The following is a 15,530-nucleotide window of genomic DNA, read 5'->3' as shown; positions in this document are numbered from 1 at the left end:
TTGGTGTATCTTCCACTGTTCTTTTTTACACTGTATCAGGTGCGCCTGCGGGATACCTGAATAAGGTCGATGTGCCATGTTTCCTTCTCGCAGTGATGCAACGAGCCGCGATGTGCCCGTATTGCCACGTTATCGACGTTTGCAGCGACGCGCGATCGGCTTTTTCTTTTTGGCGCTGTGTGTGGTGGTGTCGCTGTTTGGTTGGCTATTGACTGGCCAGTACCAGCAGGAGATTCGTGCGGCAGAAGCCCGGGCCTCTGCCCGCTCTAACGTCATGACCGAGTGGGCGAAAGGCGTCTTTGGGCAGAGCGGGCAAGCACTTTTCACCTTGGCTCAGCACGTTGAGACCCGCGGGTTCGATAGCGCTGACGGTATGGCCGACATACAGGGGGCCGTAGAAGCCTTGACCCGGTATATGCCGCTGATCAATGAGATCGGTATTCTCAACGACCAAGGGCGCGTATGGATCAGTAGTCGTGATAATCGCCATGCGGGCATCGATATTAGTCACACTGATTTTTTTCGCTCGTTTCAGCAAGGGGGCCAGCGCGAGCTCGTGACGCCGCTTTACTGGTCGGACGAGGATCGTCAGTTTTATCTCTATCACGCTCGGCGAATCAGCGGCGAAAACGATCGTTTCGATGGCGTCGTGGTCGCGCGTTTGGTGCCCCAAACCCTGATGGACGCTCTTCAACAAATGCGCGTTTATGATGGCGAAAGCATGAGCTTGGTCGACGGTAGCTTGAAGCTCATCGCTCGTCATCCCGTGCCTGATCCACCTGCCTTGGTGGGCATGCAGATCGACGATCCGGCGACACGGCAGTGGCTGACCACCCAGCAAGCCTCTCAAACGTTTACGGCTCGCTCGCCGCTGGACGGGCGCGAGCGCCTGTTCCATATGCAGCGTGTCGGCAATTACCCCGTACTGGTAGTGGTCGGGGTCGATGTGCAGCGCCAGCTTGCCGGTTGGCGTCAACGCGGCCTGGTTCTCACGCTGGCAATGGGAGGGATGTTGCTACTGGGGGCCTGGGGCGTGCGGCACTATTTGAATCGACTGTCGCTCTCGTATCGGCTGCAATCCCGGGAGGCGCGCTTGGACGCGCTGATCAACTCGTTGCAAGATTTGATTTTCGTCTTCGATGGCCAAGGGCGGTTTCGCTTCGTTCACGCCATCGAGAAGGATAAACTTCTGCTGGAAAGCCAGCAAGCGCTAGGGCGACATTATGATGAAGTACTGCCTGCTACGCTGGCCAAGGCGTTTGATAAGGTGTTCCACCAAGTCCAGCGCTCCGGACAGGTGGCGACGTTCGAATATCCGTTACTGCTTGGCCAGCAGCAGCGTCACTTTCACGCCACGGTGAGCCCGTTGGCCAGTCACACTCATCACATCGAAGGAGTTTTATCCGTGACCCGCGATATTACCGACGCGAAACAAGCAGAAGTCGAGCTGAAAATCGCGGCTGCGGCTTTTCAGGCGCACTTGGGCATCATGGTGGCGGACGCGCGGGGTCATATTTTAAAGGTCAACGATACCTTCAAACGCATTACTGGCTACAGCGATGAAGAAGTGGTGGGCAAGAATCCGCGCATGTTCAGCTCGGGCCACCATAACGCGGCGTTTTATCGTCGTTTGTGGCGCAGCGTCATGGCCACGGGGAGTTGGGAAGGAGAAATTTGGAATCAGCGCAAAAACGGTGAGCTGTTTCCCGAGTGGCTGACCATTAGTGCGGTTTACGACGCGGCGGGCGAGCTGACCCACTACGTCGCCACCATGAGCGATATCAGTGAGCGCAAAGCTGCCGAGCAGGAGATTCACCAGTTGGCGTTTTACGACCCGCTCACCGGATTCGCCAACCGGCGTCTCTTCATGGACCGTGTCGGCACGGCGCTGAAGGAGCTAAACCGCCATCAGCGCTGTGGCGCGCTCTTGCTGATCGACATCGATAACTTCAACCATGTGAACGACACCTTGGGGCATCACGCGGGGGACCAACTGTTGCAGTGCGTGGCCCGCCGATTCGGTCAAATGCTGCGTGACACCGACACGCTCGCTCGGCTGGGCAGTGACGAATTTGCCGTGTTGATCGAAGGCGTGGATGGTAGCCCACGCCAAACGCACGCGTTAGTCGAGCACATCGCCAAAAAACTGTTAGCGGCGCTGGACGAGCCCGTCCCAATTGGTGAAGAGAGTGCCGTGGTGAGTGCCAGCGTGGGCATTACCATCGTGTCGGATAGTCAGCGGAGCGCCGACGACTATCTACAGCAGGTAGATATGGCGCTCTCTCAAGCCAAGACGGGCGGGCGACAATCGCTGCGTTTCTTCGATCCCTCCATGCAGGCCGCGCTGCTGGCCAAAGTGAAGCTTGAGGCGGAACTGCGCCAGGCATTGGAGAATCAGCAATGGCGACTTCACTATCAGCCTCAGGTGGATCGCCACGGTATGCTCACCGGGGTGGAAGCGCTGCTGCGTTGGCAGCACCCCGAGCGTGGCATGGTCTCTCCGGGGGAGTTTATTCCACTACTGGAGAGCACCGGGCTGATCAACGACGTGGGCGAATGGGTATTGGAGGAGTCCTGCCAGCAGCTTGCTCGCTGGGCGCCTTCACCGCTGCTCAGCCACCTGACGATCTCGGTCAACATCAGTCCGCTGCAGTTTCGCGAGGCGGACTTTTTGTCCCGCGTGGAGCACGTATTTCAGCGCACCCAAGCGCCGCTGGCCCAGCTCAAGCTCGAAGTCACCGAGTCACTCTTCGTGGAGGCCCGTGACGACGCTCGAGATAAAATGTTGAGCTTGAAGGCGTTGGGTGTGCGCTTTTCATTGGACGATTTTGGCACCGGCTACTCGTCGTTGGCCTATTTGGCTCAGTTGCCGCTGGATCAGCTAAAAATCGATCAGTCCTTTGTACACCAAGTACTTGAGAGCAAGGCCAATGCGGCGATCGTGGAGAGTACCATCGCCCTGGCCAAGAGCTTGAACCTCGACATCATTGCCGAGGGGGTCGAAACCCAGACCCAGCAGGTGTGGCTCATGGCTCACGACTGCCACGCCTTTCAAGGCTATTTGTATGGTCGCCCGGTTCCGGTCAGTGAGATCGAGGCGATGGTATCAGGGCGCTTCCACTCGTGAGCGAGCCAGCTGTGCATGCAGGGTGGCGATGAGCGCCGCGTGTTCGATAGTGTCGATAGCGTCGGAGGGGATAGGGTCGGGGGTAATCACTTCGATCCGCGAGTCTTGCCGCCAGGCGCTGCTGGCGACGCTGAGCGCTCCGTCGGCGCGGTTGAGCCGTTTCCAGCCATCCGTGGTGTGAAACACGCCCTTCACCCGAGCGGAGGTAGGTAATTCACCGACACAGTGGGCAAGCAGGTCGAGGTCGAAGCGTTCGGTGGGGTGCCAGCGCAGGCCGGTACTGGTGTAGCCCAAGGCGTTGGCGGTTTGCTGCTGAGGCGTGCCGGGCGGCGGTGGGAAATCGAAAAACGCGCCATCCAGGCTCGGGGCCGCCGCCAAGGCATGGTGCGCGTCAGGCATCGAGGTGTGCGCTGGCTGGCTGGTCTGACCGCTCTCCAGCAGCAGCGCCACGGGAAGTTTGCCGTGGTCGACGATATGCACCCACTTTGGCGTTGGCCATAGCGCACCAACAAACTGCTGCGCTTGACGATGCTGGGCCTCGCTTGCTTGGTCACCCATCGTAATGGCGATGGCATCGGCCATCTGCAGCTGGTCTTGAAACGTCTCGTGCTCGCGCACGCGGGTGTCGTCCAGTCGACGAGGGTCGAGCGTGGCGATAATATCTTGTACGGCTACCACATCCTGAAACGCCTCACCGCGCAGCAGGTCGAGCAACCCCGCCGGGTGGCCAAGGCCGGAGGGCTCGATGATCACCCGGTCAGGCTTGCTGCGCGCCAACAGATTGACCAGCGCGGCCTGTAACACGAACGCAAGCTGACAGCACAGACAGCCGCCGGGTAGGCCCTTCACCACCACATCGTCGCGGCGATCGAACATGGCTTGGTCGATGCCGATCTGACCAAATTCGTTGACCAGAATGGCCCACTTCTCATCCACAGGCTTCTGTTCGATCAGGCTGTGGATAAGCGTGGTTTTACCGCTACCTAAAAAGCCGGTGACGATGTGAACGGGTACGCGTGACGCAGCAGCCAACGGTTAGCCTCCGGTCATGTTCATGAAACGCACCACCTGCACATCACCGTCGGTGGTGAAGTGGTGGCGTTCTGGCTTGAGCGGCAGGGCGTTGATAATGGCGGTTTTGAGCGCCTGCATGTCGCCAGGGTGGCGGCGCAACACGGCGCGCAAGTCCACCGAGTGTTCATTCCCTAAGCACAGCAGCAGACGGCCTTCCACGGTGACCCGAACGCGGTTACAGCTATCGCAGAAGTTGTGGCTATGGGGCGAGATAAAGCCTACGCGGCTATCGCTGTCGGCCATTCTGAAGTAGCGCGACGGCCCGGGCGTGGTCTCGGTAGTCGCCGTCAGCGGGTAGCGGGTTTCGATCATCGCCTGGACGTCGTCGCTGGAGTAGAAAGTCTCCGCCCGGGAGTGATCCGATACATCGCCCAGCGGCATCTCCTCGATGAAACTGATATCGAGGCCTTCCTGGCGGGCAAAGGTCACCAAGTCGAGCACTTCGTCTTCGTTGCGGCCCTTCAAAATTACCGCGTTCAGCTTGATGCGCTCGAAGCCCGCCTCTTGGGCGGCGTGGATGCCGTCGATCACTTTGGCGAGATCGCCGGTGCGCGTGAGCTGCTTGAAGCGCTCGGGATCGAGAGAGTCGAGGCTGATATTGAGCCGACGCAAGCCGCCTTGGTAGAGCCGCTTGGCGTGTTTACGTAGGCTGGCACCGTTGGTGGTCATGGTGAAGTCGTCCAGCCCCGGCAGAGCGCCGATGTCGTCCACGAGTTGCTCGATGCCTTTACGCACCAGCGGCTCCCCCCCGGTCAGGCGGATTTTCTCGACACCCAACTCGGTGAAGGCGCGTGCCACCATGGCCAGCTCTTCCAGTGTGAGGACTTGCGCACGGGGAAGAAACGTCATTTCCTCGCTCATGCAGTACACGCAGCGAAAGTCGCAGCGGTCAGTGACCGACATGCGTACGTAGCGTACCCGGCGGCCAAAATCGTCGATCAGTTGTTCGGTCATTGCCAGCTCGTTATGGGTTGAATGCAGACCGCCTCGCCTGGCTGAGCGCCTGCTTGGTCATCGCCAAGTTCGATCAAACAGTTGGCCATCACCATGGATGTCAAAATACCCGAACCTTGGGCGCCGGTGCTGCGCACGTGCAGCACTCCCTGGTCATCGCACGTATAGACACCGCGCAAAAAATCCGTGCGTTTCAAACGACTTTTGAGAGACGTTTGGGCCACCGCCGTCAGCCGTCGCGGTGCTGCCGGTGGTTGGCTTTGCAGCCGCTGCAGCAGCGGCACCACGAACTGACTAAACGTTACCATGACGGCCACCGGGTTGCCCGGCAGACCCACGAACGGCGTGCGCGAAGCGCCTAGCTGGCCGCAGGCCATGGGGCGACCGGGGCGCAGCGCCACTCGCCAAAAGGCCAGCCGCCCAAGGGCCTCCAGCGCGGTGCGTGTGTAATCCGCATGACCGACCGATACGCCACCACTGGTGATCACTAGGTCGCACTGTGTCGCAGCCTCGGCCAGCGCCCGTTCGATGGTGTGCGGGTCGTCGGGCAAAATGCCTAGATCCACGACCTCGGCCCCTTGCTCGCTGAGCATGCCCATCAGGGTAAACCGATTGGTATCGTAAATCCCGGCGCTGGGCAACGGCTCCCCTGGCGGCGTGACTTCGTTGCCGGTAGAGAAAATCGCGACCTTGGGACGACGATACACCGTGATCTCGGCATAGCTCAGCGAGGCTGCCAGACCCATGCCCGCAGCGTCCAGCCGGGTGCCTGCCGTCAACGCCACATCGCCCTCGGCAATGTCCTCACCCGCTTGGCGAACGTGCTGCCCGACGCTGACGCGCTCAGGGCGTTCGACGGTGACACGGTGCGCCTCTTCGATGAGCTGTTCACGCATGATGACCGTATCGGTGCCGCTGGGCATGGGCGCGCCGGTGGTGATGCGCACGCACTGGCCGGGGAGCACATGACCGTCGAACGCTTGCCCGGCAACGGCGTCGCCGATGACAGGAAAGTGCGCATCATGAAGCGGCGCTTCGGGCCATGCCAGGGCAACGCCATCCATCGCCGCGTTGGTATTTTGCGGCACGTTGATTCGGGCGGTGATGTCGACGGCCAGCCTGCGCCCGTAGGCGCGGCTCAGCGGCACCTGCTCGACGGCTACCGGCGTTTCCACCAGCGTCATCAGCGCCGCTCGGGCGGCCTCGACACTCAGCATCTGTTCGCCCAGCTCGAAACACGATAGGCTCATGGCACCTCCTGAGAGGATGTCGTCATGGCCTGCTCCAAACGCGCTTTTTCCTCTTCGGTGTTGAGGTTGGCGAACGCTTCCGGGCAATCCGACATATCGACGCGGCACCAAGCGTGGCGGGCGTACCAACGGTCGATTTTACGCTCGCCGTCGGCCAGCGTCGCGGCCAGATCGTCGGCCAGCGACGTGCGCAGTAGCGCGATGACCGGGTGCAGGCGCTCGCCATCGAAGGCCACGGCAATGTCGTGTTCGACACCTTCTTGGATAACCCCCGCGATCATCCGCGACACCACATCGAAGGGCAGCGCCGGGGAGTCGCAAGGGGCGACCAATAGCCACGGCGTTTGGGCGGCACATAGGCCGCTGTAAATACCCATCAGCGGACCTTTGAAACCGCCTTCGGCATCAGCGATGACGCGGTCGGCAAACAGCGCGTAGGCATCGCCGTTGCGGTTGGCGTTGATCATCAGCTCATGCACGTGACCGTCAAAGCGTTTGACGGTATGCGCCACCAGCGGCAGGCCCGCGAAAGGCTCGAGCCCCTTGTCTCGACCGCCCATACGGCGACCCTCGCCGCCTGCGAGAATCATTCCGGTGAGATCCTGCTTGGCTATCATACGCCTGCCTCCTTGGACGAGCGCGCGCTGGGCGGTTTGGGGGGTATGGCGTCTAGGGTCAAGCGGCCAGCGGCGTTGATCGCTTGGAAGCTTTTGCCTTTGGCCCGAGCGATCAGCATGACGCCGAAACGTTCGGCCAGCTCTACGCCTTTTTGCGTCACGCCTGAGCGCGATACCAGCACGCTAATGCCCATTTGCGCGACTTTAAGCACCATTTCGGAGGTGAGGCGGCCGGTGGTATAGAAAATATCGGCGCACTGGCTGTCCGCTTGATTGAGCCACTGGCGGCCGGCCAGCGTATCGACGGCGTTATGGCGGCCCACGTCTTCGACGAAATCCAGCACCCGCGCTTGGTGGCACAGCGCACAGCCGTGAACCGCCCCCGCGCTGCGATAGGTGTCGTTATAGGTGTTCAAATTAGCCAATAAATCATACAGAGTGGATTGCGCCAACGGTGTCTCGGGCAGCGCGGTCAGGGCGGTTTGCTCCAGCAGGTTTCCGAACACGGTACCTTGGCCGCATCCGGTCGTCACGGTGCGTTTGCCCAGGCGCGCTTCCAAGTCCTCCGGCAGATGGCGAGTGACGATCACCGCTGCTTCGACGTCCCAATCGACCTGCACGGCAGCCAAATCCTCGGCGCTGCGCAATAGACCCTGATTACGCAAGTAGCCTACCACCAGCGCTTCTGGGTCGTCTCCTAGGGTCATTAGCGTGACGATCTCGCGCTTATTGAGGTAGACCGTGAGCGCACGCTCGGCGGCAATCGCCTGGGCGCGCGTGTCGCCGTAGGCATCCATGACATCGATGGTGGTCGTGGCCGGTAAGCGGGCTCGGCTTAGCTGAAGGGCGGGCATCCGCAATCCTCACTGATACCAAAACGTGGTGTGGGTAACGCAAACACGGCGAACATTACGATAATAGTTGAGTAAAATAGTCTGAGTTGACGATGATGGCGCTCAAAAGGCTTACTTGTCTACCCGTTCAAGGTCTAAGGGGGTGAAACCCATGAGTGATAATTTGCGCGCGCTGAGCGTCACCTTGATGGCGGAGGCCAAGCAGGTGGGACGTTTCACACAGACCCAGTGGCGTATTGCCGAGCTCGTGCCGGGCGACCAGGGGGAGTGTGTTCTCAACTTGCAGCTCTACATGACCGAGCGAGCGGCCTACCGGTTCAACCTTACCTCGTCCACACCGCGCCTGTTCGTGCGTGCTGGATTCACGGGGCAGACCCCGACGCCCGATGCGATGACCGCCAGCCAAGACGTCGCCGCAGGCTGGCTCGATGGCGAGCAGCAGGTGTTGGAAGCGCCCATGCCGATGGCGATTCAAGTGTGGATCGAGCACTACCTCGCCCGCCACGGTGACGCCCCGGTGGAAACCCGCAAGAAAAAACGCAAAGGAGCCGGGCGTGGTAAAGAGACCCCGGCCAAGGAGCAGCCGCAGTGAGCCGTTTTGAGCGCTGGTCGCGTAAAAAGCGCGGTCTCGATGACGATAATCTTCCGCCTAGCTCGTCTGAAACTGACTCTTCCGAGCCTACGGGTGTCGAGCAAGGTGAGCGCGTCAGGCCGTCGGCGGAACAGCGCGCTAATGTTGCCGATCATGGGGCCGATGACGTAGCAGTCGAGGCAGCCACTGACGAGCAAGAGACGTCAGCGTTGCCACCCCCCGGTAGTTTGGACCACACGCTGCCCGATCCGGATACGCTGCCTGCTGGCAGTGATTTCAGTGCCTTCATGGTGCCTGGCGTGAGCGCCGCCCTGCGCCGTCGCGCACTACGCAGGCTCTGGGCCACCGGTAACTACAACGTGCGCGATGGTCTGGACGATTACGACGCTGACTACACTCAGCAATTGAAGCCGATGGCGAGCGAGCTGGCGGGCAAGCTGCGGCGCTGGGCCAATAAAGCAGAGGAGGCCCTCGATAAGCTGGACGAGTCCGCGCAAAACGACGCAGAACGCGCGGGCCATGATGAGGATGAGAAGGGAGCTGGGCAGGGGAGCGCTTGCACAAGTGATGACAGTTTTGTACAAAGTGTCTCACTAGACGACCGGTCTGATGATTCCGATCACGCTCTGGGAGAGCGAAAAAAAGACGGTTAGCTTTTTGAATCAGTGGGTTGTAAAAAACCGAGCAGGCTTGCGTTGACAGCGATTCGACCAATGGAAGTGGCAAAAAAGCGGTTTGCGCCGTACGCTGATACAATAAGCTATGTCGATATAACGTCGAAAGTCATCCTCGAAATGACGACATCTAAACGCTAATTATAACAAAAACGACCTCTTGACCGTGAGAATGCATGAACCAACGAATCCAACTGGCGTCGATCGACGACCAGCGTAACGCCGCCGCCCGTGAAGCGGTGCGTCGGCGTATCTCATGGCCGGTGAATTTAACGCCTGCCAACGTGACCTACCATAGCCGAGGGCACGTATTGCTACTGGGTCGTGCAGCGTCCGTCAGCTCAGCGGCGCGTGCGCTGCAAGGTCGTGGGCTCGCGTCGCTGACGCTGCTGACGACGGATGTCGCTGTCGATCTTCCTGCCACCAGCGAGCCGGTTACCGCACACCTGCTGAGCACACATCAGCAGCCCCAACTGCGTATTGCGGGCCACCTGGGCGGGTTCCGAACCACCCTGGCTCAAGCCGATGGCGACGCGCTCAATCTGGCGCAAGCATTGATCGAACGCGACGTTTTCGACGTGGTGCTGGATCTCACCGAAGGCGCATTGGACGTGGCTGCATGGGAGTTGCCGCCGCCGGGCTACCTGCGCCTCGCGTGGGAGCGTCAGGAGGCAGAGCGTGCCGACGTGCTGGAGAGCGTGACCGAACTGGTGGGCGAATTCGACAAACCGCGCTATTTCCAGGTCAATACCGATCTTTGTGCCCACTCGTCCAGTGGTAACGTTGGCTGCACCCGCTGTCTCGACGTCTGCCCGGCGGATGCGATTGCCAGCATCCAAGGCCGTATCGAGTCGCGCATCGAGATCGATCCGTTTCTCTGCCAGGGCGTGGGGAGCTGCACCAGCGCGTGCCCGACCGGTGCCATCGAGTTTCGCCTACCGGAAACCCGCCGGCAGCAGGATACGCTCGCCACTTGGCTATCTGCCTACCGCGACGCCGGTGGCGAGGTGCCGGTGCTGCGCTTCATCACCCATGACTCGCTGGAAGCCGAGCGCAACGCAGGTATTACCACGCCGGGTCATATCATCGATGCACCCTTAGAAGAACTGGGCGCGGCGGGTCACGACCAGTGGCTGACGGCACTTGCCAGCGGTGCCGCCGAAGTGCGCATTCAGCTTCACGATGACATGCCGAATCGGCTCAGCGCGTTTTTAGAGCAGCAAATCGCCCAGGCGCACGCGCTACTGACCGCGCTTGGCCACGACACGGCACGCATCAAGCTGCTGCCTGCTGGAGCCGAGAGCGAGCGCGATGCGCTGCCGAGCCTCACTCCGCTCACCGAGTCGCCGTTGAACTTCGACGAGCCTAACAAGCGTGCCCGCCTGAACGTGGTTCTGACGCGACTGGCCGAGTTGGGTGCGCCCAGCGGTGAACGTCATGTCATGCCTCAGGGCGCGGCGTACGGTGGTATTCAGGTGGATAGCGCGGCCTGCACGCTGTGCCACGCCTGCGTCAGCAACTGCCCAACGCCTGCGCTCAAGTCAGGGGGCAACGCCCCCGCGCTGAGTTTTCTCGAAGCAGACTGCGTGCAGTGCGGGCTCTGCGAACAGGCCTGCCCGGAAGACGCCATTACGCTGGCGCCGGGGTTCCTCGCCGAGCCCGAGCGCGACACACGGCACATTTGCCATGAGGAGGCGGCGTTCGAGTGCATCGGCTGCGGTAAGCCGTTCGCCACGGCCAGTACCGTGGCCACCATCAAAGCCAAGCTGGCCAATCACCCTTATTTTGCCGGGGATGCCATGGCGCGGTTGGAAATGTGCGAAGACTGCCGGGTGAAAGACGTTTGGAAAACCATGGCGCGCGACCCTAACGCGCAACTAAAGGTATGAAGCTATGAGCGATGCAATGCCGACGCTAAGCGACACCGATGCACTGCGCATGGATATCTACCAACTGCTCGCCAGCCTGCTGCGCCAAGCGCCGGATGGCGAGCTGCTGGCGTGGTTGGCGAGCTTGGATAACGAGCAAGACGGTAGCCGTATTGCCGAGTGTTGGGCGGCGCTGTCGCTGGCCGCGGCCCAGAGCGATGTCGACGGCTTGAAACGGGCGCATTTTCGCCACTTGGTCGGCGTGATTCAAGGCGACGTAGTCCCCTATGCGTCTTGGTACCGAAATGGCGAATTGATGGAAGCCGCGTTGGTCGCACTGCGCCAAGACCTCCGAGCGCTGGGCTTCGAGCGCTGCGAGCATACCCGGGATCCAGAAGATCACCTGGCCGCGGTGTGTGAAGTGATGGCCATGCTCATCGCGGCACAAAATGGCGAGCAATTTACCTTTTTTCAACGGCATCTTGCCCCTTGGGCCAGCCGCTGTTGGGATGACCTTGCCAACGTAGACACCGCTTTCTATGCAGCGCTGGGGCAGTTGGGTAGCGCTTTCATGGAGAGCGAACAGGCACGCTTGAGCGATCAGACGGCCTATCGACCGGTACGCATAGTGGAGCCTGCTTCCTATGATGCCGGTGCAGCGCGCAAAGCCACACCGTGACGTGACCGTGCGCAGCGGTAAGTGAACGACAGGCCTGCTGGCCACGTATAAGAAAAGCATGAAAGAGGAGAACCCCATGCACCAGTCACATAACCCTGAGCGCCGCCGGTTTATGAAAACCGTTGGTTTAGGCACCGCTGCTGCGGGTGCCGCCGCTGCGGTCGGCCACGTCACCTTGGCACAGGCGGATGACAAGAGCCCGGTCGAGCGCGATAAGCAGACGGTGAACTACCGTGAGACCGACCATATTCGTGCTTACTACGCATCGCTGCGTGACTGACGGCGAACTGCCAGGAGATTTGCCATGCGTTTAACTCGTAAAACGAACGCCCCTGCGACCACTGGACTGGGTATTTCCCGTCGTCAGTTCTTGAAGCGTACGGGCGTCGCCACTGGCGGCGTTGCCGCAGCAGGCTTCATGGGCGCGCCGATGATGCAGCGCACCGAAGCGGCGAATAAAACGCCGGTGCTCGACTCCCCGGTGGAGACCAAGCGCACCATCTGTTCCCACTGCTCGGTGGGTTGTGGTGTCTATGCCGAAGTGCAAGAGGGAATCTGGACCAAACAGGAGCCTGCCTTCGACCACCCGATCAACCGTGGGGCCCACTGTGCCAAAGGCGCGTCGCTGCGCCAGCACGGCCACTCCACGCGCCGCTTGAAGTACCCGATGAAGTTAGTGGCGGGCGAGTGGCAGCGCATGGACTGGGACGAGGCGGTCAACGAGATCGGCGACAAGCTGCTCGAGCTGCGCGACAGCTACGGCCCGGACAGCGTTTACTGGTTGGGCTCGGCGAAGTTCAACAACGAGCAGGCGTATCTGATGCGCAAGCTCGCCTCCATGTGGGGCACCAACAACACTGACCACCAGGCACGTATTTGTCACTCCACGACCGTGGCGGGTGTAGCCAATACCTGGGGTTATGGAGCGATGACCAACTCGCTCAACGATATGCACAACAGCAAGGCGATCCTGTTCATTGGCTCGAACCCCAGTGAAGCGCACCCGGTCGCCATGCAGCACATCCTGATTGCCAAAGAGCGCAACAACTGCGACATCATCGTCGCAGACCCGCGCTTTACGCGTACGGCGGCGAAAGCCAACAAGTACGTGCGCATTCGCCCCGGCTCGGACGTGGCTTACATCTGGGGCTTGCTGTGGCACATCTTCGAAAACGGCTGGGAAGATAGTGAGTACATCAGCCAGCGCGTCTATGGCATGGACGATGTGCGGGCCGAAGTCGCCCAGTTCCCGCCCAGCGTCGTCGAAGACATTACTGGCGTACCCGAAGCCGAGATGTTCGACGTAGCCAAGCGTCTTGCCGACAACCGCCCCGGCTGCGTGGTGTGGTGCATGGGCGGTACTCAGCACACCACCGGCAACAACAACACCCGCGCCTACTGCATTCTAGAGCTAGCGCTGGGTAACATCGGTAAATCCGGTGGCGGCGCCAACATCTTGCGTGGTCACGACAACGTGCAAGGCGCGACCGACTTGGGGCTAGGGTGTGACTCCCTGCCGGGTTACTACGGCTTGGCAGAGGGGGCATGGCAGCATTGGGCCAAGGTGTGGGACGTGGACTACGAATGGCTGAAAGGCCGCTTCGACGACACCGAGTACGCCGATGGCAAACCGATGTACTCCAGCGGTATCACCGTCTCTCGCTGGGTGGATGGCGTGCTGGAAGAGGATGACAACATCTCCCAGCGCACTGCGTTGAAAGCGATGTTCTACTGGGGCCACGCGGTCAACTCGCAAACCCGCGGCGTCGAAATGCAGAAGGCGATGCAGAAGCTGGAGATGATGGTCATCGTCGACCCGTATCCCACCGTTGCCGCTGTCATGCATGACCGTACCGACGGCGTGTACCTGCTGCCCGCCGCCACCCAGTTTGAAACGACCGGTAGCGTCACGGCAACGAACCGCTCGATTCAGTGGCGCGACCAGGTCATCGAGCCGCTGTTCGAGTCCAAGCCGGACCACGAAATCATGTATCTATTTGCCAACAAGCTCGGCTTTGGCAACGAGTTCGTGAAGAACTTCGCGATGGAAGGCAATCGACCGGTGATCGAAGACGTACTGCGTGAAATTAACAGCGGTATGTGGACCGTCGGCTACACCGGCCAAAGCCCAGAGCGCTTGAAAGAGCACCAGCAAAACTGGCACACCTTCAGTTTTGAGAACCTGCGTGCCCAGGGCGGCCCTGCCGATGGCGACTACTACGGCCTACCGTGGCCCTGCTGGGGAACGCCTGAGTTCAAGCATCCCGGCTCGCCCAACCTCTACGACACCAGCGTCCCGGTCATGGAAGGCGGCATGGGCTTCCGCGCCCGCTTCGGTATCGAGCGCGACGGTGTGAACCTGCTGGCGGAAGGCTCGGCACCGGTTGGCGGTGACATCGACGACGGCTACCCGGAGTTTACCGATCAGCTGCTCAAAGATCTGGGCTGGTGGGATGATCTCACCGATGAGGAGAAAGCAGCGGCCGAAGGCCAAAACTGGAAGACCGACTTCTCCGGCGGTATCCAGCGGGTGGCCATCGAACACGGTTGTGCGCCTTACGGCAACGCCAAAGCGCGCGCCGTGGTGTGGACCTTCCCAGATGCCGTTCCGAAACACCGGGAGCCGCTCTACACCACCCGCCGTGACCTGGTCGAGCGCTACCCGACATGGGACGATTTCGACTCCATCATGCGTCTGCCCACGATGTACAAAACCATCCAGGACCGTGACAACAGCGCGGAGTATCCGATCATTCTGACCTCCGGTCGCTTGGTCGAGTACGAAGGTGGCGGTGAAGAGACGCGCTCCATGTCCTGGCTGGCCGAGCTGCAGCAGGAGATGTTCGTCGAAATCAACCCAGCCGATGCCAACGACATTGGCATCCGCGATGGCGATCAGGTGTGGGTCGAAGGCGCCGAAGGTGGTCGGGTCAAAGTAAAAGCACTGGTGACGCCCCGCGTGGATCGTAAAGTGGCGTTCATGCCGTTCCACTTTGGCGGCGTGTTCCAGGGCGAAAGCCTGCACGACCGCTACCCGGAAGGCACCGTTCCCTACGTGACTGGTGAAGCGGCCAATACCGCGACCACCTACGGCTACGATCCGGTGACACTGATGCAAGAGACCAAGTGCACCATTTGCCGTATCGAACGCGCCAGCTAACACGACCTGACCAGACAGCATGCCGGTGTGGCTACCCCCGCACCGGCACGAGGAGAACACCATGGCTCAAATGAAATTTATGTGTGACGCCGAGCGCTGCATCGAGTGCAATGGCTGCGTCACTGCCTGTAAGAATGCCAATGACGTCGAGTGGGGCATTCAGCGCCGCCGCGTGGTGACCCTGAACGACGGTGAAGCGGACGAAATGTCCATCTCCGTTGCCTGCATGCACTGCGACGATGCCCCCTGCATGGCGGTATGTCCCACCGACTGCTTCTACAAAACCGACGACGGCATCGTACTCCACGATAAAGACCTATGTATCGGCTGTGGTTACTGCCTGTACGCCTGTCCCTTTGGCGCGCCGCAGTTCCCGCAGCAAGATGCGTTCGGCGAGCGCGGCAAGATGGACAAGTGCACCTTCTGCGCTGGTGGTCCCGCCGAAACCAAAGAAGAGGAGTACCAGAAGTACGGCTCTAACCGCATCGCAGAAGGCAAGCTGCCGCTGTGCGCCGAGATGTGCTCCACTAAAGCGCTGCTGGCCGGAGACGCGCAGGACGTTGCCGATATCTTCCGTCAACGCGTGGTACACCGTGGCCATAAAGATGGTGCGTGGTCGAACAATCCTCAGGCTAGCACTGACAACCTTGCCTACGATGCTGCCCGCAAAGGGTAAGGAGG

General features: G+C 60.7%; 13 protein-coding genes. 8 read left to right on the top strand and 5 right to left on the bottom strand.

Annotation, left to right across the window (positions count from 1 at the left end):
* Positions 1 to 76: 76 nt before the first annotated feature.
* Positions 77 to 3,127 (top strand): bifunctional diguanylate cyclase/phosphodiesterase, encoded by a 3,051-nt coding sequence (locus GYM47_RS15565; protein WP_153843023.1) that lies wholly within the window; start codon positions 77 to 79, stop codon positions 3,125 to 3,127.
* Here the strand turns inward: GYM47_RS15565 and GYM47_RS15560 are convergent.
* From GYM47_RS15560 to GYM47_RS15540, 5 genes are read right to left on the bottom strand one after another with little or no spacing between them, the layout of a single operon-like run.
* Entirely contained in the window at positions 3,107 to 4,159 is a 1,053-nt protein-coding gene (locus GYM47_RS15560; protein ID WP_153843024.1) for a CobW family GTP-binding protein, read from the bottom strand. The two genes, GYM47_RS15565 and GYM47_RS15560, sit on opposite strands and share 21 nt — an antisense overlap.
* A 3-nt stretch (positions 4,160 to 4,162) precedes the next feature.
* Positions 4,163 to 5,155, bottom strand: a complete 993-nt coding sequence (gene moaA, locus GYM47_RS15555; protein ID WP_139525816.1) for a GTP 3',8-cyclase MoaA — start codon at positions 5,153 to 5,155, stop codon at positions 4,163 to 4,165.
* The gene (moeA, locus tag GYM47_RS15550; protein ID WP_153843025.1) at positions 5,152 to 6,405 is read right to left on the bottom strand and encodes a molybdopterin molybdotransferase MoeA; all 1,254 of its coding nucleotides are present in this window, start codon (positions 6,403 to 6,405) and stop codon (positions 5,152 to 5,154) included. The genes moaA and moeA overlap by 4 nt, the downstream gene beginning before the upstream one ends.
* The gene (gene mobA / locus GYM47_RS15545) at positions 6,402 to 7,022 is read right to left on the bottom strand and encodes a molybdenum cofactor guanylyltransferase MobA (RefSeq protein ID WP_139525814.1); all 621 of its coding nucleotides are present in this window, start codon (positions 7,020 to 7,022) and stop codon (positions 6,402 to 6,404) included. Before mobA ends, moeA begins: the two co-directional genes overlap by 4 nt.
* Positions 7,019 to 7,876 (bottom strand): formate dehydrogenase accessory sulfurtransferase FdhD, encoded by an 858-nt coding sequence (locus GYM47_RS15540; RefSeq protein ID WP_153843026.1) that lies wholly within the window; start codon positions 7,874 to 7,876, stop codon positions 7,019 to 7,021. Before GYM47_RS15540 ends, mobA begins: the two co-directional genes overlap by 4 nt.
* A 151-nt stretch (positions 7,877 to 8,027) precedes the next feature.
* Here GYM47_RS15540 and GYM47_RS15535 point away from each other — a divergent pair, with 151 nt between their 5' ends.
* From GYM47_RS15535 to fdh3B, 7 genes are all read left to right on the top strand, one after another.
* Positions 8,028 to 8,468 (top strand): DUF3305 domain-containing protein, encoded by a 441-nt coding sequence (locus GYM47_RS15535; protein WP_139525812.1) that lies wholly within the window; start codon positions 8,028 to 8,030, stop codon positions 8,466 to 8,468.
* A complete protein-coding gene (locus GYM47_RS15530; protein ID WP_153843027.1) occupies positions 8,465 to 9,121 on the top strand; it encodes a DUF3306 domain-containing protein in 657 nt (218 codons plus the stop codon). The genes GYM47_RS15535 and GYM47_RS15530 overlap by 4 nt, the downstream gene beginning before the upstream one ends.
* A gap of 197 nt (positions 9,122 to 9,318) precedes the next feature.
* Complete coding sequence (locus tag GYM47_RS15525; RefSeq protein ID WP_153843028.1) at positions 9,319 to 11,031, top strand: 4Fe-4S dicluster domain-containing protein; 1,713 nt, start codon at positions 9,319 to 9,321, stop codon at positions 11,029 to 11,031.
* Between the two features lie 4 nt (positions 11,032 to 11,035).
* Positions 11,036 to 11,689 carry a TorD/DmsD family molecular chaperone gene (locus tag GYM47_RS15520; protein WP_153843029.1) on the top strand — a complete coding sequence of 218 codons (654 nt, stop codon included), beginning with the start codon at positions 11,036 to 11,038 and terminating at the stop codon, positions 11,687 to 11,689.
* Between the two features lie 76 nt (positions 11,690 to 11,765).
* Positions 11,766 to 11,969: a twin-arginine translocation signal domain-containing protein gene (locus GYM47_RS15515; protein ID WP_139525808.1), complete on the top strand. Its 204-nt coding sequence runs from the start codon at positions 11,766 to 11,768 to the stop codon at positions 11,967 to 11,969.
* 24 nt (positions 11,970 to 11,993) lie between these two features.
* Positions 11,994 to 14,849, top strand: a complete 2,856-nt coding sequence (locus GYM47_RS15510; RefSeq protein ID WP_139525807.1) for a molybdopterin-dependent oxidoreductase — start codon at positions 11,994 to 11,996, stop codon at positions 14,847 to 14,849.
* Positions 14,850 to 14,910: 61 nt separating this feature from the next.
* Complete coding sequence (gene fdh3B, locus GYM47_RS15505; RefSeq protein ID WP_139525806.1) at positions 14,911 to 15,525, top strand: formate dehydrogenase FDH3 subunit beta; 615 nt, start codon at positions 14,911 to 14,913, stop codon at positions 15,523 to 15,525.
* The last annotated feature ends 5 nt before the right edge of the window (positions 15,526 to 15,530 follow it).

This window comes from Vreelandella piezotolerans, from assembly GCF_012427705.1.
In the GTDB taxonomy this organism is placed as follows: Bacteria; Pseudomonadota; Gammaproteobacteria; order Pseudomonadales; family Halomonadaceae; genus Vreelandella; species Vreelandella piezotolerans.
This window is presented reverse-complemented; position numbering and strand designations above follow the sequence as displayed.

Bases quoted from the DNA above. Each gene is read 5' to 3' on its own strand.
- GYM47_RS15565 (WP_153843023.1), top strand. From the start codon at position 77: ATGTTTCCTTCTCGCAGTGATGCAACGAGCCGCGATGTGCCCGTATTG.
- moaA (WP_139525816.1), bottom strand. From the start codon at position 5,155: ATGACCGAACAACTGATCGACGATTTTGGCCGCCGGGTACGCTACGTA.
- moeA (WP_153843025.1), bottom strand. From the start codon at position 6,405: ATGAGCCTATCGTGTTTCGAGCTGGGCGAACAGATGCTGAGTGTCGAG.
- mobA (WP_139525814.1), bottom strand. From the start codon at position 7,022: ATGATAGCCAAGCAGGATCTCACCGGAATGATTCTCGCAGGCGGCGAG.
- GYM47_RS15540 (WP_153843026.1), bottom strand. From the start codon at position 7,876: ATGCCCGCCCTTCAGCTAAGCCGAGCCCGCTTACCGGCCACGACCACC.
- GYM47_RS15535 (WP_139525812.1), top strand. From the start codon at position 8,028: ATGAGTGATAATTTGCGCGCGCTGAGCGTCACCTTGATGGCGGAGGCC.
- GYM47_RS15525 (WP_153843028.1), top strand. From the start codon at position 9,319: ATGAACCAACGAATCCAACTGGCGTCGATCGACGACCAGCGTAACGCC.
- GYM47_RS15520 (WP_153843029.1), top strand. From the start codon at position 11,036: ATGAGCGATGCAATGCCGACGCTAAGCGACACCGATGCACTGCGCATG.
- GYM47_RS15515 (WP_139525808.1), top strand. From the start codon at position 11,766: ATGCACCAGTCACATAACCCTGAGCGCCGCCGGTTTATGAAAACCGTT.
- GYM47_RS15510 (WP_139525807.1), top strand. From the start codon at position 11,994: ATGCGTTTAACTCGTAAAACGAACGCCCCTGCGACCACTGGACTGGGT.
- fdh3B (WP_139525806.1), top strand. From the start codon at position 14,911: ATGGCTCAAATGAAATTTATGTGTGACGCCGAGCGCTGCATCGAGTGC.